Source organism: bacterium (assembly GCA_029210545.1).
Taxonomy (GTDB): domain Bacteria; phylum BMS3Abin14; class BMS3Abin14; order BMS3Abin14; family BMS3Abin14; genus JARGFV01.
In genome coordinates, this window is the sequence record JARGFV010000038.1 from 1 (window position 1) to 21,992 (window position 21,992).

Sequence of the window (21,992 nt, forward strand, 5' to 3'; positions counted from 1 at the left end):
TGAGGGAACCGAAAACCACGCTTTTCGGTTCCCGTTGAGCCAAAGTCTCGCACAGACTTTGGTGATTATCAGCAGTCCCCGTGAGGAAAGGGAAAACCACGCTTTTCCCTTTCCGTGGAGCGAAAAGTCCTGGATTGGACTTTTTGCGACCCTATCACTGTTGAGGAGGTAACATGAGTAACTGGAAAACCGAATACATGAAACTCGACGCAATGATCCGCGAAAAGCGTCCCATGATCCACCACATCACCAACTACGTGGTCATGAACGTCACCGCCAACGTGACCCTGGCTATGGGGGCGTCCCCGGTCATGGCCCACGCCAACGAGGAGGTGGAGGAGATGGTGGCCTTTGCCTCTGCCCACGTCCTGAACCCCGGGACCCTTTCGCCCCATTGGATCACTGCCATGCTGAGTTCCGGGAAAAAGGCCAAAGAGCTGGGAATTCCGATCATCCTGGACCCCGTGGGCGCCGGGGCCACCAAATTTCGCACCGAGACCTGCCTGAAGATCCTGGAAGAGGTCCGGCCCGATGTCATCAGGGGCAACATGGCCGAGGTCATGATCCTGGCAGGAGAAGAGGCCCGGATCCAGGGGGTGGACTCCATGGAGACAGGGGAGGCGCCTTTGGAGGCTTTCAAGGCCCTCGCCCGACAAACGGGCGCCGTCATCTGCGTCACGGGCCCTGTGGACCACGTCACCGACGGCGAAACAGCGTACCGGATCGATAACGGACACCCCATGATGGGTAACGTCACCGGGACGGGTTGTTCCTCAACAACTGCAGTGGCGGTCTACTGCGCCGCCGGAGGGGCGAACGCCCGGTCGTGCGCCCTGGGGCTTGCCGTCTTCGGCGCCTGCGGCGAACTGGCCGCCGACCAGAGCACCGGGCCCGGCTCCTTCCAGGTGGCCATCCTGGACGCGCTTTACAATGCCCCGGGAATGGATGTGGGGGGGCGCCTCCGCATTAACGAGCTATAGTACTCTGTACCCAGTAGTCAGAAATCAGATAAGTTCGTACTTGATCTGGCTACTGTCTACTGACTTCTTAATGGATACCATGAAAGCAAAAGCACCTTTCGATCCATTACTGTACTTGGTGACCGACCCGGAGTTGTCCCTGGGGCGGTCGGAGGTCGAGGTCGTACGGCGGGCCGTCGCAGCCGGCGTCACCATGGTCCAGTACAGGGACAAGAACGCTTCGACCCGTGTTATGATCGAAAAGACTCGTTCCCTCGCTAAAATCTGCAGGGAAAGCGCAGTACCCCTCATTGTCAACGACAGGCTGGACGTGGCCCTCGCCGGAGGAGCCCATGGGGTTCACCTTGGCCAGGACGACATGGACCCCGGCGATTGCCATGAAATCGCCGGGACCGGGTTTATCATCGGCGTTTCTGTAACAACCGTCGAAGAAGTGAGAAAAGCGGAAAAGGCGGGAGCCGATTACGTCGCCGCCAACGGAGTCTTCCCCACCGGGACCAAGACCGACCTGGGAGAACCGTTGGGGCTTACCGGCCTGGCCGAACTGGCCGCAGCGACCGACCTGCCCCTTATCGCCATCGGAGGGATCGACGACACCAACGCAGGGCAGATCATTGAGGCAGGGGGAACTGGAGTTGCACTGGTCTCATTCATCGTAGGGGCAGAAGATATAGAGGGAAGGTGTGGATTGATGTTATCTGCCCTGCATAGAGCTAAGAGCTAAGTACATTATGAAAATTTCGGACGTTGGTGAATTCAAACTCATCGAGATGATCGAGGCGAGGGCAGGCCTTCCGTCCTACCCGGTTGTCGTGGGGATCGGCGACGACGCCGCCGTCCTGGACGTGGGTCCCCGTACCCAGGTGGTCACCACCACCGACATGCTGGTGGAGGGAGTCCACTTCGGCCGGGAAACCACACCACCACGTGACCTGGGATATAAATCCCTTGCTGTCAACCTGAGCGACCTCGCGGCGATGGGGGCCTCTCCGGTCCAGTCGTTCCTTTCCATGGGCCTCACCCCCGACACCCGGCTGGCCGATTTGGAGGCGTTCGTGGACGGATTTCTCGAGGCGGGGAAGGGGATCACACTGGCCGGGGGAGACACGGTCTCGTCGCCTTCCGGCTGGGTCATCAGCGTGACCGTCATGGGCCTTTCACCCTCCGGAAAGGTTCTGCGCCGGGACATGGCGAAAGCAGGGGAAAGGCTTTGGCTATGCGGCCCTGTGGGCGATGCGGCCGGTGGCCTTTCCATCCTCCTCGGGGAAACGAAGGCCGGGACACCGGAAGACTCGGATTTCCTTGTCAGGCGGCACAACCGCCCGGAACCAATGGTCCGCATGGGGAAGATCCTCCTGGAAACCGGGTTTTCCGCCTGCGCCATCGACGTCAGCGACGGACTGCTCCAGGACCTGGGTCATATCTGCAGAAAAAGCCGGGTTGGCGCCGAGATCGAGACTGAAAAGCTGCCCCTGGGCAGACAACTCCTGGATCTTGCCGATGCCAACGGCAAAGATCCCCTTGACTGGGCCCTGGCGGGGGGGGAGGACTACAGCCTCCTTTTCACCGTGCCCCCTGAAAAGGAGGAAAAACTGGCCGCGCTGGTACAACGGGAGGAACTCGATGCGGTTTCCATCGGACGCATCGTTCCGGTAACCGGCATCCGGGTCACCAGGGACGGCGAGCCGGTGGAAAGGGAAGGAAAACAGGGTTGGGATCATTTCTCTCGTTAGCTTCGCTAACAGTGCGAAGAGCGAAGCGCAAAGCGCGAAGGAAATGAGGACTTCCCTTCGTACTTCGTTCTTCGTACTTCGCTCTCTGAAGCTGAGATCATCGTTATGAAACCTATCTTATTGATCTCAGCTTCAGACAGCAGTTCTGCAGCAGGAATGCAGGTGGACCTGAGGGTGGCCCAGGAACTGGGTTTCCCGGCCCGGTGCGCTGTTACGGCACTGACGGTCCAGGGTGACGCCGGAGTCATGCGTATCGACCCGGCCGATCCCGATGCCGTGGGATTGGCGATCCGGACGGCATTGAGCGATGAACCGGGTATCGCGGCCGTCAAGGTCGGCCTCGTTCCGGAGTCCCGCATCGTCTGGTCCATCGCCTCGGCCCTGTCGGAAGGGGCTGCCGGCATCCCCGTTGTCGTGGACCCTGTTATCCGGTCCACCTCCGGGTCACAGATGGCCGACAACCGGTCGGGCATCGCCTTATGTGACCGCATTGTCCCCCTTGGTGCTATTCTCACACCCAACAGGGATGAACTGGCAGCGCTATCCAAAGCGGCAGGGGCCGGCACCAATGAAAGGAAATTGCAGGCGATGGCCCTGATCGACATAGGGGCGGGCGCCATCCTGGTTACGGGCGGGGACAGCGGGGAGGATCCATGCGTGGATCTCCTTTTCAGCCGTAGCGGGGATGAACCGGCCCGCTTTTCCCACCCCAGGGTAGGCGGTCAGACACCCCGCGGCACCGGATGCGCCCTTTCAACGGCGCTGGCAGCCTTCCTCGCAAGCGGCATGGAACTGGAAGAAGCCGTGGGACGTGCCGTTGAATATGTCCATGGTAAGATCCAGCGATCGGTATTTATCGGAAAGCAGAGGATGTTGTTCGGGGGTGGGGGAAGGTTCTAGCCCGCATTATTCATGATGCAAATGAAATGTACGCTAACAGTCCGGCAAACAGGGGTAAACGGGAATAGCATGAGAAACATCATGAATTAAGCGGGGTTGCCCGGATTTAGTCACGAGTGGAGTTTTTCGTTCAGGCAAGGCGACCGGGGAGTGAGCGCGGAGGCATATTCTGGTATGTCGCACAAGCAAACGACTCGGCAACGCCGCCTGAGCGGAAAAGAACCTCGTGAATAATCCAGGCTAGATTCCAGACTCCTAGACTCTTAGACCCTGCCCCTTCGCCCTGCTCTTCCCCTCCACCTGCACCGTCTCGGGCTCAACCTTCCAGATGTCCCGGCAGTACTGGGCGATGGCCCTGTCCGAGGAAAAGGGAGCGATGCGGGCCACGTTGAGGATGGACTTCCGGGACCAGCCGGGCCGGTCGTTGAAGGCCCGTTCCACGTCCGCCTGGCAGCGGATGTAGTCGGCAAAGTCCTCGAGGACCAGGAAAGGATCGTTCTCGAGGAGGGAACCGGTCAGCGGAAGGAACAGGGCGTTGTCGCCCGCGGAATACTCTCCGGAGGCGATAAGGTCCACCGCTTCCCGGAGCATCGGGTCCGACTGATAGTGGTCCCGGGGCCGGTAACCCGATCCCCTGAGATCCTCGACCTCCCCGGCGGTGAGACCGAAGAGAAAAAAGTTTTCCGGCCGGACCGCTTCCCTGATCTCCACGTTGGCCCCGTCGAGGGTGCCGATGGTGAGGGCCCCGTTTAACGCCAGCTTCATGTTTCCCGTTCCGGAAGCCTCCATGCCGGCGGTCGAGATCTGCTGGGAGAGGTCGGCCGCCGGGAAGATGGGCATGGCGTTCTTCACGTTGTAATCGGGAAGGAACACAACCTTCAGCCGGTCTTTCGTTTCCGGATCGGCGTTCACCCTTTCGGCCACGGAATGGATGAGCTTGATGATGAGCTTGGCCATCCGGTATCCGGGGGCCGCCCTCCCCGAAAAGATCACCACCCGCGGCGGCGCCTGGTCGCCGGGATCCCGGCGAAGCCGCTGGTGGAGCGCCACGACGTGGAGGATGTTCAGGTGCTGGCGTTTGTACTCGTGGATCCGTTTGACGTGGACGTCGAAGAGGGCGTCCGGATCCACGACGATCCCCGTCCGGCGCAGGATCTCCCCGGCCAGGGCTTCCTTGCCGGCCCTCTTGACCGCCCTCCACTCCTCCTGGAAGGAAGGATCCGGGGCAAGGGGTTCGAGGCCCTCCAGCCTTGCCAGATCCGAAACGCAGCCGGGGCCCAGCACATTGTCCAGAAGGGCTGCCAGTGCGGGGTTGGCCACGGCCACGGCCGGGTGGGTGTCGTTGAGCTGCACCGCGTACTTGCCGGAGAAACCGCCGAGATCACTGCCGGTCTGCAGGAAGATCCGGATCATGTCCTGGAGGGAGCAGGAGACGAAGAAAAACTGTTGTTCGAGCCGCAGCCGCTTTCCCCGCATCGGTTCGTCGTTGGGGTACAGGATCTTCGTGATGTTCTCGGAGTCGATCTTGTCCTCCACCGCCCGCCAGTAGTCCCCCACGTTGAAGGCCTCGAAATCGAAGGATTCCGCTGCCTCGGCCTTCCACAGGCGCAGGAGGTTGGCCGTGTTGACCAGGTGCCCGGGAATATAGGTGTCGTAAGCGACCCCCTTGACGACATGGGCCGGGACCCAGCGGACCCGGTGGTTCCCGTTCCCGTCGGTGAACATCTCCGTGTATCCCTCGATGGGAACCTCGTGCTGGATCTCGGGCCGGGCGATCTCCCACGGGTTTCCCTTGCCCAGCCACTTGTCCGTCAGTTCCACCTGCCATCCGTCCCGGATGGCCTGGTCGAAGATGCCGAACTCGTACCGGATGCCGTAGCCGATGGCAGGGATCTGCAGGGTCGCCATGGACTCCATGAAGCAGGCCGCGAGCCGCCCGAGACCCCCGTTGCCGAGGCCCGGTTCCTCCTCCTGTTTGGCGATCCCGTCGAAGGAAAGACCCAGGTCGGCCATGGCCTGGCGGGCCTCGTCCAGCAGACCGAGGTTAAGAAGGTTCCGGGCGAGATGGGGGCCGGGGAGGTACTCGGCGGAGAGGTAGCAGGCGGTGCGGCAGCGTTGACGGTAATAGGTCTCGCCGGTGGCCATGCCGCGTCGATGGAGCCTGTCCCGGACCGTGAAGGCAAGGGCGAGATACCTGTCGTTGTCGGTGGCCACTTCGGGGAACCGCCCCAGGTGATTGTACAGTTTCTCGGTAAAGACCTTCCTGATCGCCTCAACGGTGTCCAAGGCGACGGGCGGCGGCGGTATGTTGACCCTGTTCCTTCCCATGGCCGGCCTCCTTTACGGACATTATAGCCAAAGGACAGGAAGGAATGCCGCAAACAAGTGCACCGGCGCACTTACTACATCCGGGAGGCACCAGAAAATGGCGGTACTTAACGGGCCTCGGAATGACAGCCGCGGCAACAGGCTCCTGTTATCCTTTGCCATCTTCGCGTTCCCTGCCTGTCCTGCCTGCCCCGAGTCTGTCGAGGGGGCAAACCGGAGGCCCTGAGCCTTGCCGAAGGGTGGAATGCGTCGCGGGTTGGATTACAGATCATCCGGCAATGGTAGTCATTGATTTGTGAGGAAAGGGAAAACGACGCTTTTCCCTTTCCCCGGGACATTAATGAGCCAGGAAAAGTCCCGGCCAGCCGGTCCTCCAGCATGGCGCCCCAGTCGGTGGGATTGAGGGCACGGCTCACTTCCCGGATGCTTGCGAGGTCGACGTTGTCATCCTTTTCGTCGTTGCAGGTCTCAGAAACCGTGGGGTCAGCGGAGGAAGAGTCTGGGGAGGAAGGTCGTCAGGGGCGGGAAATAGGTTATCATGAGCACCCCGACCAGAAGGACGAGAAGTATGGGCAGGATCGACCGGTAGACCTCCTGCAGCGATTTGTCGAACCGGTAGGAGGAGAGAAAAAGGTTCATCCCCACCGGAGGAGTGAGGTAGCCCAGCTCGAGGTTGGCAAGGAAAATGATCCCCAGATGGACCGGATCGATCCCGAAAGCCGCACCCAGTGGGACGATAAGAGGCACCACCACAACAATGGCAGAGTAGATGTCCATCAGAGCGCCTACGATGATCAGGAAAACGTTCAGAAGGAGCAGGAACACCAGGGGAGACTCGATGGTACCGGTTACCAGATCCAGCACCCGGGAAGGGACCTGGGCATCGACCAGGTAGTTGGTAAAACCCATGGCAACGCTCAGGATGAGAAGGACACCGCCTATTAGCAGCCCGCACTCGGTCAGCACCCGGGTTATATCACCAGGCAGCTTCAGATCCCGGTGAAAAAGGGTCTGCGTCAGGAAGGCATAAAGGGCGGTCATGGCCGCCGCCTCCACCGGGGTGGCCAGGCCGCTGTAAAGCGACCCGAGGGCGACCACCGGCAGGAGCATTTCCCACTTGGCATCCCAGAGGGCCCGCCCCACCTCTTCGGGATCGAACCTCTTCCCGGTCGATTCGACCTTCGGGCATTGCCGGGCACCCCACCAGGCGGTCATGACCACCAGCAGCACCCCGGGGAGGATTCCGGCCAGAAAGATCTCTTCCAGTGAGATTTTCGCGACGATGGCGTAAAGGATCAGGGGGAGGCAGGGAGGGAAGAGGAGACCCAGGGACCCGGAACCGGTGAGCAGTCCGAGGGCCGATCGCTCGGAGCAGCCGGACGCTGTCAGTATCGGCAGGAGAAGCCCACCCAGGGCCAGGATAGTCACCCCTGACGCACCGGTGAACGAGGTGAAAAAAGCGCAGACTACGGCGGTAATGATTGCCGGCCCGCCCCTGAGACCGCCCAGACCCACCTGAAACAGCCTGATAAGCCTCCGCGGTGCGCCCCCTTCCGCCAGAAAATAGCCGGCCAGTGTGAAGAGAGGGAGGGCCGGAAGGGATGGGTTCGTGACCAGGCGATACTGGTCAAGGGGAATGGAGGCGAGGGGCAGCTCCGCCCCCCAGAAGAGGATGACAGCCGCCCCCCCGAGGAGGACGAAGACGGGGGATCCCAGGGCGGTGGCCAGAACGAGAGCGGCCAGGGCAAGGGGGACAAGCACGGCCGGGGAGAGGGGCTGCAGAAGGCCCGCCATGACGATCATCCCGGCGATCAGGGCGACCAGGAGCCGCCCGGGCCACCGATCAGCCCCGTGGCGGAGGATGTGAAAAGCTATCAGGGCAAAACCCGCGGGGATGACAAGCTGCACGAACCACACCGGGATGCCGTAGGCCAGTATCTTTCCGCCCAGCCGCTCCGATCCGATGAACCGGAGGCCGGCCGCGCAAAGCACAGCGGTGACAGCCAGGGCAAAGCCGCCGCTGTAGATCCGGGCGGCGGATCGGTAAGGACCCTTGAGATAATCGGTTGCCGCCGAAAGGGAGAGGAGACGGTTTTCCCGGGCGGCGATGGCCCCTCCCAGCATGGACACCACCAGGGTCAGGTGCTGAACCAGGGAGGTGGAAGCCGAGATGCCCACATTAAAGACCGCCCGAAGGACGATCTCGGCCAGGGGTATCAGAACCATGGCCGCAAGGGCGATGCCGACCAGGAGGTTCTCCCCCCGTTTCCAGAATCGGGGGAAGCCAGCCAGGCCCCTTTCCTCCGATGCCCCGGGGCTGTCCGGCGGCAAATCTCTCATCGGGGTTCTTTCCGGTCAGATGATCGAGACTCCCTTATGATCCGCTGCACCTCGTCGAAGATCTCCTCGGGAACCATTGACCCGCGGATCTTCGGGTAGATATCCTCGGCGGCCGCTCTCCAGCGTGCCTCTATTTCCGGGCCGACTTCCTGAACCACGAGGCCTCGTTTCTTCATGGCCTCGACCGACTCGTCCGCCTCCAGCCGGCTCTGGGTTTTTATCTCCCTGCCCGCCTCGGCCGCCGCCTCCAGGAGGAGTTCCCGGACGCCCGCGTCAAGACTGTCCCAGGCCTTTTTTGTAACGACAGTTGCTCCCAGGAGAGGAGCCCAGTTGACCCTAAGCATGTATTTGGCCTGCCGGTAGAACTGACCAGCCAGGGCGTAGTGGGGAGTTGACGGAACGGCATCGATCATGCCGGTCTGAAGACCGGTCAGGATGTCGCTTGTCTCCAGGGGGACCGGATGATAGCCGGCGGCCTTCATCAGGTCGAACTGCTGGGTATCCCCTGCCCATGCGAAGATCTTCATTTTCTTCAGGTCTTCTGGATATTTTGCCGGTTCGTTGGTGAAAAACCTAATCCAGCCGGCATCACCCCAAAAGAGGGTCACGAAACCCTTGTCCAGCATCTTCTTCTCGAGTGTCGGGCGCAGCAGCTCCAGTACATGCTCCATCTCCTCGAGGGATTCAAACATCATCGGCATGTATTCGAGGACGTTTATGGATTCGTCTATCTCCGACAGCCCGACGATGGTCAACATGGCGGCCTGGAGCTGGCCGATACGCATCCTCCGGATCACGTCCGTCTCACCGCCCATGGTCCCGTCGGTGTAGATCGTAAGGGTTACTCCTCCCCCGGGGGACTGCCGCCACTTCCGGCCCATCATCTGAAGGCTCCGGTGAAAAGATGAGCCTTTGGGGGCAAGGGTGGCCATACGGATATCAGGGGGTTTTCCCGCCGCGGCCCGGGCGGTGCCCAGCTTCCCGTCCCGCCCGGCTCCTGCCAAAACCAGGACCGTCACCAGGACCGTTACGAGCCCGAATATCGGCTGTCTCCCTTTCGATTCGTTCTTCATTTATTTCTTCAACCTCCGTTCCGGTGAACTACTATTCCAGGAAAAGGTCGTCTGTCCGGGAGAGGAGCCAGGCTGCCCGGCGCTGCATGATCAGGTTGCTCAGCCGCCACTCCGGTATGGCGTCGGCATCGATGGCCAGCGCCTGGTTCAGGAGATCCGTGAACTCCTCCCTGTCCTGGGTGGCCACGGAAACGTTTTCCGCCATGGCCACCAGGGGGGACGCCATCATCCCCCTGGAGAGCTCAACGGCCCTCTCGAAATGGGACCGCACCAGGTTTTGCCCTTCCGGACCTTTACCGGGGCTGCCCGACTCCAGGGCGATCAGAAAGACATGAATGGCGCCGTTGTCGTAAGCTTCGTCCAGCTCCAGGGCACGGTATATGAGAGCTTCCATCTGGGGCAGGTCGGCGATCAGGTCCGGGTCGTCCTTGGAGAGGGAAATGGCCGCCCCCCATGAAGCGGCCGTCCAGTAGATGAGAGGCACGTCCTTCTTTACAAGTTTTTTAACGGCCCTCTCCGGCTCACGGTAGAGTTCGTCACGGATACCCTCATGGGATGTTTCGAGCCCCCGCAGGCCGTAATCCCTGGCCCGGAGATAAAGGCGGCGGGCATACCGGCGCAGCTCCATGGCGCGCAGGAGGTCAGCATCCTCAACTTCGTCCGCATCCTGTTCGGTGAATGCGTAGCCGTAGCTGGTGAAACCGCTGGCAGCTGCCAGAAGCAGGCCGCGGTGCCCGGGGCTCTCTGCCAGCAGGCTCTCCATGAGTTTGAGGCTGAAGGGCGTGGCCGCCCGTATCAGCTCCGGATTGTCATCGCTGGCGTAGGTGCTGCCGCCGCCTGCAAGGGCGTCTCCCATCCGGTTGACGGCAAACTTCTTAAACGAGCACGAGGAGAGGACCAGGACTACAAGGAGAAATACCGGGATAAGCACCTTCCCTCCCCGCACCATACCTCTGGTTTTGCGCATATCGATCTCCCGGACCAACAACATGACACCTTCGGGGAAATGCCCCGGTTCCAAAACCACGCGGCATTATAACTTCTCCCCTGGCCGAATCCAAGTTTACTCGTTCTCTTTTACTCGTTCTCTTCAGCCCGTCTTTCCGTCTACGACCCCCGGAACGGTCAGGTATGTTTGAAGGTTCGGCAGGCGTACTATGGTTTGTTCGAGATGATCCGGCGGAGGATCCGGATCGTGTCCATGGCGTAATCACGCCGGTGGCGTGACTGAAAAGAGGCGGGTTACGTGTTCCTGAGCCTGCCTGCCGCAGGCAGGGGGGAACTCTACCCGAAATCCGGCGATTGGGCGCCTCCGGTCGGGCTTGAGGGCTTAAGGAGGGACGGCGAGCCCTCGTTTGAACCTCCCGGCCTCTCACAACAGTAGAACCGGCCGCCTGAGCACCCCGACCGGAGACGGAGCAATACCAATCGCGGATTTCGGGCAGCTTGCCCTCCTTGGGGTTATGGGCAAGTATGTTATAGTAACCTGACGAACGTTGCCGGGGAGCGGGAAAGGGGTCCTGGGCTCCGAGGCACCGCTGATCGTTTAATAGAGTCGCAAAAAGTCCAATCCAGGGACTTTTCGCTCCAAGGAAAGGATTTTTTACGTGACCCAGTCGAAAAATACTCGACTCGTCGCCATCTCCAACCGCCTCCCCGTCGCCCTTTCCAGAAAGGGTGACGCATGGTCGGTGGAGCCCGGTTCTGGCGGCCTGGTGACCGCTATGGCCCCTGTCCTGAGGGACCGGGGAGGGCTCTGGATCGGGTGGCCCGGCACCTCGGAGCAGGTTGATTTAGACACGGTTCTCGGGGACGCCTCCCTGACCACCGGATACGACCTCATCCCCGTGGAAATGAACGCGGAGGAGGTCACCAGCTATTATGAAGGGTTCTCCAACCAGATCATCTGGCCCCTCTTTCACGACATGCATTCCCACTGCACCTTTGACCCGGAGTTCTGGTATTCCTACATCCGGGTCAACGCCAAGTTCGCCGACCGGATTCTGGACCACACCTCCAACAAGGACTACATCTGGGTTCACGATTACCACCTCTTTCACGTCGGCAAGTTTTTGCGGGAGCGGGAACGCGGCTACCGGATCGGCTTTTTCCTGCACATTCCCTTTCCCCCCATGGACATCTTCGTCAGACTCCCCTGGAGGATGGAGATCCTCGACGCCCTGATGGAGTACGATCTGGTTGGGTTCCAGACCTACCGTGACCGGAAGAATTTCCTCGACTGCCTTCAGCGCTCATACCCCAACACCAAGGTCACCGGGCGGGGAACGGTGGTCCAGGTCGCCTTCAAGGACCGTGTCGTGCGGGTGGGCTACTTCCCTATCAGCATTGACTACCGGAACTTCGTCGAGGGCACAAACTCCGAAGGGACCATGGAATGGTATCAGTCCCTCAAGGAGAAGTTCAGTAACCACACCGTCATCCTCGGCGTGGATCGCATGGATTTCACCAAAGGTATCCAGGAACGGCTCGAGGGGTACCGGAACACCCTGGAGCGCTATCCGGACTTGAGGGAAAAGGTCATTTTCACCCAGGTCCTGGTCCCGAGCCGCCACTCCCTGACCAGTTACCAGATCCTCAAAGCGCGCATCGACAGGCTCATCGGAGAGATCAACGGCCAGTTCGCGACCCTGGAGTGGGACCCGATCCGTTATCTTTACCGCAGCCTCGAGCACAACGAACTGCTGGCCCTGTACCACCTCGCCGACATCGCCCTGGTCACCCCGTTAAAGGACGGAATGAACCTGGTAGCCAAGGAGTACTGCGCCTGCAGCCTTCAGAACAACGGAGTCCTCATCCTCAGCGAGTTTGCCGGCGCGGCGGCTGAGCTTCACAGCGGTGCGCTGCTGGTCAACCCCCACGACTCCGAGGGGATCGCCGACGCGCTTTACTACGCCTTTACCATGGACTACGATGAGAAACAGACCCGGATGAAAAAAATGCGCCAGATCGTCCGCCGCAGGGATATCTTCCGGTGGGTCGACTCCTTCCTGCAGGCTGCCTTCGCCCGGAACCTCAACGACTTTCCGCCGGTGAAAGAAGAGTATGTTCCGGGAGTCAGCGGCGAGGATTTCGCCGGCATGCTGAAGGAGTAGATCTTCCAGCGACAACGTCCTGGGTTCAGAGAGAGATTGTCTGATGGCTATAAAAACCGACGCACCCGAGAAACAGCTTCAGGAAAGCTTCCAGGTGTTCGACTGCGCCCCGGTCTTCATCGCCACAGGGGTGCGGGCTTTCACCCTCCGGGAACTGATCGAGAGCCTGCGGGTCGTCCACCTCTGGAGTATCCAGCACCACTTCTGGGGGCGACTGCTCAGGCCGGCTGTCGAGGAACCGGAGTACAGCAACGATTTCGCCGCCTGGACGGGCAGGGAACTGAGGGACAAGGTGCTCGCGGAGCGACTGAGCGTCATTTACCCCTCGGACTACACCGACATCGAGGAACTTCGGGGGGAGATCATCGACGTCATCGAGAACCGCCTTGACGAGGACCTCACATCCCACACCGCCACGGCACCCCAGCCCTTCCACTTCCTCCGCTCCCAGCTGGTTGTTTTCGACACCGGGATCAGGATCAGGGAGCCTTCCGAACTCCCCGACGCGATCAAGAGGATGTCGGAGGGGAGCATCTTTTACCACTTCATCGAAGCCCGCAGGCGGACTGTGAAGGGCCGCGACGATTTCTCGGCCTGGCTCGAGTTGAACCCAGGTGACTACCATCAGCTCTGCGCGGGCCTGACAGCCATCGACCCCTACTTCTCCTCACTCGGGGAGATACGTGAGCGCCTCGAAAACCTGTTAAGGCAGGGCTGTCCCCAGGCCTGACGACGTGGGCCTTTAAACCCGATCCTCGCATCCCGCGGAGGTTACAGTTTGTCAAATCTTCTCGACAGATATGGAGAAACAGCAGGAAAGGACGTCATCAGGCAGCTTCGTCTTCTTGCCCGGGAACTGGAGGGGGTCCGGGTCCTCCACGTCAACTCCACCAAGGAGGGCGGGGGCGTAGCCGAGATCCTTCACAAGATGATCCCCCTGCTGCGGGACCTGGGGATCGAAGCCGGCTGGGAGGTCATCACCGGCAGCCCGGCCTTCTACCAGTGCACCAAGTGGATGCACAACACCCTCCAGGGTGAGAGGACGGTCATAACCGGGGAGCTACTCGACGTATACGAAAAAACCAACCAGGAGTTCGCCGAACGGATGCGCGGGCCCCTTGCCGAGGCCGACATTGTCTTCATCCACGACCCGCAGCCCGCCGCGGCCATCGGGCACATCCCCGAACGGAAGGGGCGCTGGGTCTGGAGGTGCCACATCGATATCAGCAGGCCCCAGCGTACGGTCTGGAAATATCTCCGAAAACACGTGGTCCAATACGATTCGAGCATCTTTTCCATGCAGCGGTTTTCCCAGAGGCTGCCCCACATCCAGTATCTGATCCCCCCGAGCATCGACCCGTTGAGCGAAAAAAACGTGGACCTGTCCGCCCGGGAGATACTGGAGGAGATCTCCCCCTTCAACCTGGCCCCGGACATCCCCCTGCTCCTCCAGGTATCCAGGTACGACCGGTTCAAGGACCCCATAGGGGTCATCGAGGCCTACAAGATGGTCAGAAAACTCACACCGGTGCAGATTGTTCTGGCAGGGGGAGGCGCCAGCGATGATCCCGAGGGGGAAGCTGTTCTCGAGGAGGTGCGCCGGGCCGCCGGGGAAGATCCCGATATCCACGTCCTCCAGCTACCCAACGACGCTCACCGGACCATCAACGCCCTTCAGCGGCGGGCCGACATCATCATCCAGAAGTCGACAAAGGAGGGGTTCGGGCTCACCGTGACCGAGGGGATGTGGAAGGGTAAGCCGGTCATCGGCGGTGAGGTCGGCGGTATCCGGCTGCAGGTCATGGACCATAAAACCGGGTTCCTGGTCAACTCTCCGGAAGGCGCGGCCCTGAGGATCCGATACCTTCTGCACCGCCCCGACGTGCGACTCCGGATGGGATGCCAGGCCAGGGAGTTCGTACGGGACAACTTCCTCCTTACCCGCCATCTCCGAGACTACCTCGCTCTGATGGTCAGCCTCCTCAAAGGCAAGGAACAAGACCCCTACCTTGAGATCCATGTCTCATAGACCCCTCCCGCCACCCGGGAAAAAATTCTGGGAAGACCTCAAAGCCGCCCGGAGCAAGGTGTTGTTCCTCGACTACGACGGCACCCTGGCCCCCTTCCGGGAGAATCGTCGCGAGGCGACCCCCTACCCTGGAGTCCGGGAGATACTCGAAAAGATTCTGGAGTCCGGCGTGTGCCGGGTGGTCCTCATCAGCGGCCGTTGGACAAAGGATCTGCCGCCTCTCCTGGGGTTGAAAAAACTTCCCGAGATCTGGGGGTCCCATGGCCTCGAACGGCTTTTCCCGAACGGCCGCTACGAGGTGGCTGCCCTGAGCGAGGAAGAGATACGGGGGCTGGCCGAGGCGGATGGCCTGATCACCGAAGCCGGTCTCGGCCGTCACAGCGAGCAGAAACCTGGCTGCCGCGCCCTGCACTGGAGAGGCCTGGACAAAAATGCCCGTGACCGGTTGATCAGCCGTATTGAGGAAAAGCTGGCCCCTCTTGCGCGTAAAACAGGGCTGGTCCTCAAGGAGTTCGACGGAGGCCTGGAGTTGCGCGCACCGGGCCGTGACAAGGGAGACGCCGTCCAAACGGTACTCACCGAGGAAGGGCCCGGCGCCGCGTGTGCCTATCTCGGCGACGACCTGACCGACGAAGACGCCTTTAAGGCACTCGGAGGCCGGGGGCTTGGGATCCTGGTGCGCGAACAGTGGCGGCCGACAGCGGCGTCAGCCTGGCTGCAACCGCCCTGGGAGCTCATACGGTTCCTTGAACGGTGGGCTGAGGTCTGCACCGGCGCACAAGGGAAAGGTCCAAAATAGGAGGAGCGGAAAAAAGGAGAAATCACGCCATCGGCTTGATCGAAGGTTGATGACTTCGCAAAAAGTCCATCATCTTTAATTGCCACACAGTTAGCTGACATCTCATTTGCATCATGAATAAAGCGGGCTAGGAGTCTATGTCCTGCCTGCCCACCGTAGTTTCAACGAAGGTGGGAGTTTGTCGAAGGATGGGCGTGATGTGCAGGTTTCCCGACACGCTGCCAGGCTCATCAAAAAGCCCGTTATTCCACTTCGGAAAGGGCGGGCAGAGCTACCTCGAGCTGCCGGACCAGCTCCTCCCAGGATTCCTCCATGACATGCAGGACCGCGCAGAGCGGGCCGTACTGTTCCTCATGGTAAAGTACACCCTCCCACAGGGTCGAGCCGTCCACGGCACTGTCCTTCCTGAATATATCCAGGTGAATCTCCCCAAGACCGGGGAGATGAAACGTGTGATATCCACCCCTGGCTTGGGAGTGCCAACTTATCAATGACATTCAGACCCGAACCCTGCCTTTCCTGGCCCTTCCACCCTTCGATCACGCCGTCCGTCTTCGTTCTTCGAACTTCACCGTGACAAGTTGGCGTGACTCAGGGTCTACGACTTCCACCCTTCGATCACCCTGTTGGCGTGACTCAGGGCCTTCGGCTTTCCACTTTCCACTTCTTGTCCTCCATAGCCTTTGGCGAAGGAGGATCCACTCTTCACTTATTTTTCATCTCCCAAACCACCATTCCGTGCTCGGCAGGTTTCTCGTTCCAGTAGCGTACAAACCCTCCCGGAGCCAGCCCGGAATCGTTGACATCCTCCACATGCCATGTGGGGGAGATGTAGCCGGCCGGTCCGGGAAAACCGATCATGGTGATGGGCTCGCCGGGCCGCCAGGCATAGGCGAAGTATCCCCCGCTTTTCACCGATTGGGCGTTTCCGACAACGAGGCCGTCGTTGCCGATGTCCTCGGGAATGTAGATGCTTTCCGTTCCACCTTCATAAAAGGCGCAGGGATCCGCACCGACGGCAGGTGCAAGCAGGATCGACAAAAGCAGGAACGTCAGGATACATGGGTAGCCGGCAGACCTTTTCATGGCTTACCTCAACGGCAAAGCAGGGGATCGGTTCCGGGTCTGCATGAGGCGGGAAAGGTGTGAGCGCCCTCCAGAACACTCACCGGGGAATTCTACCTGTGCGGACGGGAAATGGCAAGGCGTCTTCCCTTCCGGGGGCAGGAAGGAGGGAGGAGGGAGGAGCAGACGCGGGGACACGGGGACATCACGCCTCTGGCGTGACAGGCTTCAACACGGGGACGAGGAGGTAAAGCAGCCAGGGAACCGATGGCTGATAGCTGCTTTCGCCCTTCAAGAAGGGGGGAAATTCAGTTTATAGTTCCGAGGAAGCTCTGGATTCAAAATTCAAAAAAACTTTCGTGACTGGTGACTCGTGGCCAGGAGTCTGTCGGAGAACCTCCCTGTTTTTTAACAGGGAGGGCACAGACTCCTAGTGTTTGGAAAAATCTTGCATCGGGGTTCACGGATTTCCCCTCGTTGTCATCGCAAGCTGTCCATTAAGCGAAGCGATCCCGGGAAATGGTGCAGGAACCTGAGACTGCTTCGGACAAATATCGCCTCGCAGTGACAACCTGCGGGTTTCCTTCCCCTTTTCCCTCCACACGCTCCCACGCTCCCACGCCTGTTCTTCCCCGCGTCCCCGCGTCGGCTCTTCCTCCCTCTTCCCTTCTCCTTTCCCCCTTCTCCCTGTTATACTGTCTCCATGTTCATCAACCGTCTCATCGGCGGCACCCTTGCGGCCGCATCGTTCATCATGCTCGGTCTGGCCATGTCCTCCCTGGGCAGCGGAGGGGTCGGGGTCCAGGTCATGGACCGCATGGGGCTGCCCTACATCCTCGCCTTCCTGGCGGCGCAGTTTGTGCTGCTGGTCATCTTCGTCACTCCCGCTGAACGGCCGGTGCCCGTTCTTCTCCTTGTCGGGGGTACGGTCGTGTACATGGTGATCCTTGGTGTAAAGGGAGGGGGCAGTTCGGTTCAGCACTCCCTTTACGCGGGGAGCGCCTTCAGCGGCCTGGCAACGGGGCTGTTCGCGATGCTGGGCGGGAAGGGATAGGGCAAAATGGGGAATGTGGAAAGATCACCTTTCCCCTTCCACTTTCGACTTTTCTTATCGATATTCCGGATTCGGATTGTCGAAGCGGCACCCGGCCTCCCACTTGGACCGCTGGTTGCCGTGGGCCGGGATCCCGCCGGCGTCCTTGATCATCCTGGCCATGTGCAGGAGGTTCCATGTCATGAAGGTGGTGTTGCGGTTGGTGAAGTCATTCTCCGGCCCGCCTGAGCCCGGGTCCAGGTAGGAGGGGCCGGGACCGGCCTCACCCAGCCAGCACGCGTCGGCCTGGGGCGGGATGACGTAGCCCAGGTGCTGCAGGGAGTACAGGATGTTCATGGCGCAGTGTTTGGCGCCGTCCTCGTTGCCTGTGATGAGGCACCCCCCCACCCTTCCGTAGTAAGCGTACTGCCCGGCCTCGTTGAGGTCCCCTGAAGAGGCATAGAGGCGCTCGATGACCCTGGTGCACACCGAGGACTTCTCCCCCAGCCAGATGGGGGAGGTAATGACCAGGATATCGGCGGCCAGGACCTTCTTGTAGATCGTGGGCCATTCGTCCGTCTCCCACCCGCGCTCCGTCATGTCCGGGTAAACACCGGTGGCTATGTCATGATCCACCGGACGCAGGGACTGGACGATGACGCCGTTCCTTTCCATGATCTCCGCGGACATGCGGATGAGTCCCTCGGTGTGGGACATCTCGGGACTCCTTTTGAGGGTGCAGTTAAGAAACAGGGCCGAGATGTCCGTAAAGTCCCATTTGCTCTCCTCGCACAGTTGAATCTGCTTGTCGATCAGGGGCATGGTCGCTTCGCTCCAGTTCCAGGTTCCATATTCCAGGTTCCAGGTTTGAGGGTAAGTGAAAAGGTCAGTGGTCTGCGGACTATTATACCAATATCTGTGGACAACGGGGAAGGGGCAATAGAACGAGTGCATCAAGAGCAAAAGTGCGGGAGTGCATGGAGTGCACTACTGCACTACTTTTAAAAACGTACCACCACCTTCGCCATGGCTGTCCCGTTCATGGCCACCTTGTCGGCTTCGATCATAATGGTTCCATCACGGTAGACCGTCGTGATGCCAACCTCGTCGGGAAATACGTCAGCCGCCGAAAGTTCGAACGCCACGTTCTTCTCATTGAACAGGCTTCCGCGCGTGTCGAAACGGGCGGCCAGTTCCAGGTTGTCGTCGACGCGGCAGGCTACGACGATCTTCCACCAACACCTCGAATCAGGCTCCTTCCCGGCAGCGGCCTGAACCGATCTCCCCCTCATCTTCCACTGCCGGGAGAACTCCCTGACCTCGGCCACCAGGTCCACCCCGCCCGTCAGTTCGGCCCACACGAAGCTCACCATGGAAACCATGTTGTCGGGACCGTACCCGGCTGCTATCCGAGCGTTTTCAGGGTCATTGATCGGTGAGGAATATCCGGGAGCCCTGGATTCCTCAACCCGGGGAAGGGCGAGACGGCGCAGGGCCGGCGTATCGGCCGTCAAGGGGCTTGCCAGGTCCAGGCGAAAGGCGGCCCACTCGACACCGGGAACCTCCAGGTTCGCCCCAGGTCCCGCACTACCCAGGCACAGGGCGGGGAGGATCAGGATCAATATCATCTGCAGAACGGTCTTTTTCATCGGGACGGCTCCTCGGCTCACGGTTACCCTTGGTATCGCAAGGGCCGTACCAGGTTAAGGGAGGAGGGAGGAGGAAGGAATCAGGCCAAAGTCCAAAGATCAAAGACCAAAGACCCGGGAACAAATAGGCAGGGCCGCCCAACGGTCTGAAACAAGAGGAGAAATGCGGACGCGGGGAGCGGGGGAGCATGGGTGCGGGGGAGCATGAGTGTACTGTTCACTTAAAACATGAACAACGCTTTTTCAGCATGTCGATACCCTTGACGGCGCTGAAAAAGCGTTCGAATTTGAAACAGGCGTAGGGAAACGAGAGAGCCGGCGTTACCTGCGGATCAGGTACCACCGGCTCCGGTAACAAGGGAAAAGGGGAAAGGTGACAGGAATTCCCCCAATTGTGCAGCTCAACTCAGCCCTCATCGTCCCGGACGAGCTACATCCTCGTGTTTCCGTGAAAGATGTCCATAAAAAACCGCCAAAATCCGCCCCCGGCCTGCTAAAATGGAAGGTGTAGAGGGAACAGTTAAAAGGCCGTCCGGAAGCCGCAGCATTTTACGTCCCCGGAGGAGGTATTGCATGAGATCCAAAGTCGTTGTCGCGGGAGTCCTGGCTTTCCTGTTCCTTGCTGTCGAAGCCGGTCCGATCCAGGCCTGCAACCAGGGGCCCCTGGAAGGTTGCTGGAACTGCCCCCGGCCGGGATGGGGACCGGGATACGACCACCAACCCGGCTACGGGTATGGGTATCGGTACGACTACGGCTGGTGGGGTTACGGCCCGCGCGGCTACAGGATGGGCCCGGACCGGAGCGCCTTCGGCGACACACTTTCAAAAGGGGAAGCCGAAAAGCTGGTCCAGTGGGTGGTGCGGGGCAATCCCAACCTGGAGGTGGGAAAGGTCACCGAGGTGGAGGGTGGATACCGGGTGGAGGTGGTGACGAGGAAGGGCAAATCTCTCGTGGACACCCTCATGGTGGAAAAGGACACGGCCCGGGTGTATCCGGTTTACGAATAGGCTGTCAGACACGACTTTGGAGCGTCATCGCAAGTCCAGGTAAAGTCACCTTCCTTACTCTTCCTCCCCCTGCCAATAGCCCCTTTCCTCATTCTCCCTCTCCCCCTCATGTAGGCTCACTTCCTTATCCTTCCTCCCCCTACCAATAGCCCCTTTCCTTATTCTCCCTCTCCCCGCCGAGGGAGAGGGCCGGGGTGAGGGGGAAAGTTTTTCCTGAGGGGGGAGGATCGAGGTGGGGGTGAGAGAAACCCCTCCTTCGACATGTTTAAGACCCTGAGTCCCGCCGTTGGCGGGATCGAGTGGCCATCAGGGGACGGACAGAAGGAGGGGAAGATTAAGGAGGTTGGTTGCTGAAAGGAGGTGGGGGTGAAAGGATCCTCCCGAGTGAAGCGATCCAAGGAATTGACCAACTCCCGCTCTGACGCCGATCTGATACAGGAATTCCGCCATCAGCCGAGGTCAAAGCGGTCGAGGTTCATGACCTTGGCAAACGCCGCCACAAAGTCGTGCAGGAACCGCTCCCGGGAGTCCTCGGATCCATAGACTTCCGCGACGGCCCTCAGCTGGGAGTTCGAACCGAAGATGAGGTCGACACGGGTGCCGGTCCACCTGAGTTCGCCCGTTGCGCGATCACGGCCCTCGAACACGTCGTCGGTTCCCGGGGCCGCCTTCCACGTCGTGCCCATGTCCAGCAGGTTCACGAAAAAGTCGTTGGTGAGGGTCTCCGGCCGCGTGGTAAAGACGCCGTGGCGGGACTGTCCGAAATTGGCATTCAAGACACGCATGCCGCCGATGAGGACTGTCATCTCGGGAGCGGTGAGCGTCAGCAGCTGAGCCCGGTCAACCAGCAGCTCCTCTGCCGATACGCTGTATCTGGCTTTGAGGTAGTTGCGGAACCCGTCCGCGGCCGGTTCGAGTACGGCAAAGGCCTGAACGTCGGTTTGCCCGGGCGACGCGTCCGTGCGTCCCGGGGTGAAGGGAACGGTCACATCGTGACCGGCATTCTTCGCTGCCTGCTCCACACCCGCGCATCCGCCCAGAACGATCAGGTCGGCGAGGGAAACCTTCTTCCCGCCTGACTGCGAGCTGTTAAACTCCTTCCGGATCCCCTCGAGGGCCTTCAGCACTGTCTCGAGCCGGGCAGGCTGGTTCACTTCCCAATCCTTCTGCGGGGCGAGACGGATACGCGCTCCGTTGGCCCCGCCGCGCTTGTCGGAGCCCCGGAAGGTGGACGCCGAAGCCCAGGCTGTCGAGACCAGCTGGGAGACAGACAGTCCCGAGGCGAGGATCCTGCCCTTGAGGGCGGCGAGGGGATTTTCCAGTTCCCGGTCGCCGGAGTAGCGCTTGTCACCAAGCCACTCGTCCTCGGACCCCCGGTAGATGTCCACTTCGGGCTCCCAGATGTCCTTGCGCCCGCCGCCGAAGCCGAAGGTCTTAAATCCCATGGCCTCCAGGGCGCAGTTGCCGGTGAGGATCAACAGGTCGGCCCAGGAGATCTTCCGGCCGTATTTCTGCTTGATGGGCCAGAGCAGACGGCGCGCCTTGTCGAGGTTCACGTTGTCGGGCCAGCTGTTGAGGGGCGCCAGGCGCTGGCTTCCGGACCCCGCGCCGCCACGCCCGTCGCCCATGCGGTACGTGCCCGCGCTGTGCCAGGCCATCCGGATGAAGAGCCCCCCGTAGTGACCGTAATCGGCCGGCCACCAGTCCTGCGAGTCGGTCATCAGCGCATAGAGGTCCTTCTTCAGAGCCTCCAGGTCGAGTTTCCTGAACTCCCCGGCGTAGTTGAAATCCTCGCCCATGGGATTGGACAGGGAGGAATGCTGGTGCAGGATTCCAAGGTTCAACTGTTGATAGGGTCGCAAAAAGTCCATCAATGCGCTCCGCGCGGGGCGCCCAAATCAATGACCCGTGAAAACTGCCGCGCCTGGGAGCGGCGCCCGGA

At 60.6% G+C, this 21,992-nt stretch carries 19 protein-coding genes; 10 read left to right on the forward strand and 9 right to left on the reverse strand.

Annotated elements, in window-relative coordinates:
• The first annotated feature begins 173 nt into the window (after positions 1 to 173).
• The 4 genes from thiM (at position 174) to P1S46_05775 (ending at position 3,613) form a co-directional block, all read left to right on the forward strand.
• Positions 174 to 980: a hydroxyethylthiazole kinase gene (thiM, locus tag P1S46_05760; protein ID MDF1535996.1), complete on the forward strand. Its 807-nt coding sequence runs from the start codon at positions 174 to 176 to the stop codon at positions 978 to 980.
• 79 nt (positions 981 to 1,059) lie between these two features.
• Positions 1,060 to 1,704 (forward strand): thiamine phosphate synthase, encoded by a 645-nt coding sequence (gene thiE, locus P1S46_05765; GenBank protein ID MDF1535997.1) that lies wholly within the window; start codon positions 1,060 to 1,062, stop codon positions 1,702 to 1,704.
• Positions 1,705 to 1,711: 7 nt separating this feature from the next.
• Positions 1,712 to 2,713: a thiamine-phosphate kinase gene (gene thiL, locus P1S46_05770; GenBank protein ID MDF1535998.1), complete on the forward strand. Its 1,002-nt coding sequence runs from the start codon at positions 1,712 to 1,714 to the stop codon at positions 2,711 to 2,713.
• A gap of 105 nt (positions 2,714 to 2,818) precedes the next feature.
• Positions 2,819 to 3,613, forward strand: coding sequence for a PfkB family carbohydrate kinase (locus P1S46_05775; protein MDF1535999.1), 795 nt, complete (start codon positions 2,819 to 2,821; stop codon positions 3,611 to 3,613).
• Positions 3,614 to 3,868: 255 nt separating this feature from the next.
• Here the strand turns inward: P1S46_05775 and P1S46_05780 are convergent, their stop codons facing one another.
• From P1S46_05780 to P1S46_05795, 4 genes are all read right to left on the reverse strand, one after another.
• On the reverse strand, positions 3,869 to 5,941 hold the full coding sequence (locus P1S46_05780; protein ID MDF1536000.1) for a glycogen/starch/alpha-glucan phosphorylase: 2,073 nt from the start codon (positions 5,939 to 5,941) through the stop codon (positions 3,869 to 3,871).
• 483 nt (positions 5,942 to 6,424) lie between these two features.
• Complete coding sequence (locus P1S46_05785; GenBank protein MDF1536001.1) at positions 6,425 to 8,281, reverse strand: TRAP transporter large permease subunit; 1,857 nt, start codon at positions 8,279 to 8,281, stop codon at positions 6,425 to 6,427.
• On the reverse strand, positions 8,278 to 9,354 hold the full coding sequence (gene dctP, locus P1S46_05790; GenBank protein MDF1536002.1) for a TRAP transporter substrate-binding protein DctP: 1,077 nt from the start codon (positions 9,352 to 9,354) through the stop codon (positions 8,278 to 8,280). The genes P1S46_05785 and dctP overlap by 4 nt, the downstream gene beginning before the upstream one ends.
• A 31-nt stretch (positions 9,355 to 9,385) precedes the next feature.
• The gene (locus P1S46_05795; GenBank protein MDF1536003.1) at positions 9,386 to 10,321 is read right to left on the reverse strand and encodes a TRAP transporter TatT component family protein; all 936 of its coding nucleotides are present in this window, start codon (positions 10,319 to 10,321) and stop codon (positions 9,386 to 9,388) included.
• Between the two features lie 640 nt (positions 10,322 to 10,961).
• On the opposite strand from P1S46_05795, the gene P1S46_05800 reads away from it, so the two are divergent.
• From P1S46_05800 to otsB, 4 genes are read left to right on the forward strand one after another with little or no spacing between them, the layout of a single operon-like run.
• A complete protein-coding gene (locus tag P1S46_05800) occupies positions 10,962 to 12,467 on the forward strand; it encodes a trehalose-6-phosphate synthase (GenBank protein MDF1536004.1) in 1,506 nt (501 codons plus the stop codon).
• Positions 12,468 to 12,510: 43 nt separating this feature from the next.
• Entirely contained in the window at positions 12,511 to 13,197 is a 687-nt protein-coding gene (locus P1S46_05805) for a DUF5752 family protein (GenBank protein MDF1536005.1), read from the forward strand.
• A 48-nt stretch (positions 13,198 to 13,245) separates the two neighbouring features.
• The gene (locus tag P1S46_05810; GenBank protein ID MDF1536006.1) at positions 13,246 to 14,496 is read left to right on the forward strand and encodes a glycosyltransferase; all 1,251 of its coding nucleotides are present in this window, start codon (positions 13,246 to 13,248) and stop codon (positions 14,494 to 14,496) included.
• Entirely contained in the window at positions 14,486 to 15,295 is an 810-nt protein-coding gene (gene otsB / locus P1S46_05815; GenBank protein MDF1536007.1) for a trehalose-phosphatase, read from the forward strand. Before P1S46_05810 ends, otsB begins: the two co-directional genes overlap by 11 nt.
• Positions 15,296 to 15,537: 242 nt before the next feature.
• Here the strand turns inward: otsB and P1S46_05820 are convergent, their stop codons facing one another.
• Both P1S46_05820 and P1S46_05825 read right to left on the reverse strand, forming a co-directional pair.
• Positions 15,538 to 15,687: a hypothetical protein gene (locus P1S46_05820; protein MDF1536008.1), complete on the reverse strand. Its 150-nt coding sequence runs from the start codon at positions 15,685 to 15,687 to the stop codon at positions 15,538 to 15,540.
• A 313-nt stretch (positions 15,688 to 16,000) separates the two neighbouring features.
• Positions 16,001 to 16,381, reverse strand: coding sequence for a hypothetical protein (locus P1S46_05825; protein MDF1536009.1), 381 nt, complete (start codon positions 16,379 to 16,381; stop codon positions 16,001 to 16,003).
• 682 nt (positions 16,382 to 17,063) lie between these two features.
• Between P1S46_05825 and P1S46_05830 the strand changes: the two genes are divergently transcribed.
• Positions 17,064 to 17,414, forward strand: a complete 351-nt coding sequence (locus P1S46_05830) for a hypothetical protein (protein ID MDF1536010.1) — start codon at positions 17,064 to 17,066, stop codon at positions 17,412 to 17,414.
• Positions 17,415 to 17,468: 54 nt separating this feature from the next.
• Here P1S46_05830 and P1S46_05835 read toward each other — a convergent pair whose 3' ends face one another.
• Together P1S46_05835 and P1S46_05840 are read right to left on the reverse strand one after the other, a co-directional pair.
• Positions 17,469 to 18,215, reverse strand: coding sequence for a flavodoxin family protein (locus P1S46_05835; GenBank protein ID MDF1536011.1), 747 nt, complete (start codon positions 18,213 to 18,215; stop codon positions 17,469 to 17,471).
• Between the two features lie 179 nt (positions 18,216 to 18,394).
• Positions 18,395 to 19,042, reverse strand: coding sequence for a hypothetical protein (locus P1S46_05840; GenBank protein MDF1536012.1), 648 nt, complete (start codon positions 19,040 to 19,042; stop codon positions 18,395 to 18,397).
• A gap of 573 nt (positions 19,043 to 19,615) precedes the next feature.
• Between P1S46_05840 and P1S46_05845 the strand changes: the two genes are divergently transcribed.
• Complete coding sequence (locus tag P1S46_05845) at positions 19,616 to 20,050, forward strand: hypothetical protein (GenBank protein MDF1536013.1); 435 nt, start codon at positions 19,616 to 19,618, stop codon at positions 20,048 to 20,050.
• 449 nt (positions 20,051 to 20,499) lie between these two features.
• Here the strand turns inward: P1S46_05845 and P1S46_05850 are convergent, their stop codons facing one another.
• Entirely contained in the window at positions 20,500 to 21,921 is a 1,422-nt protein-coding gene (locus P1S46_05850; GenBank protein MDF1536014.1) for a hypothetical protein, read from the reverse strand.
• Positions 21,922 to 21,992 lie beyond the last annotated feature (71 nt).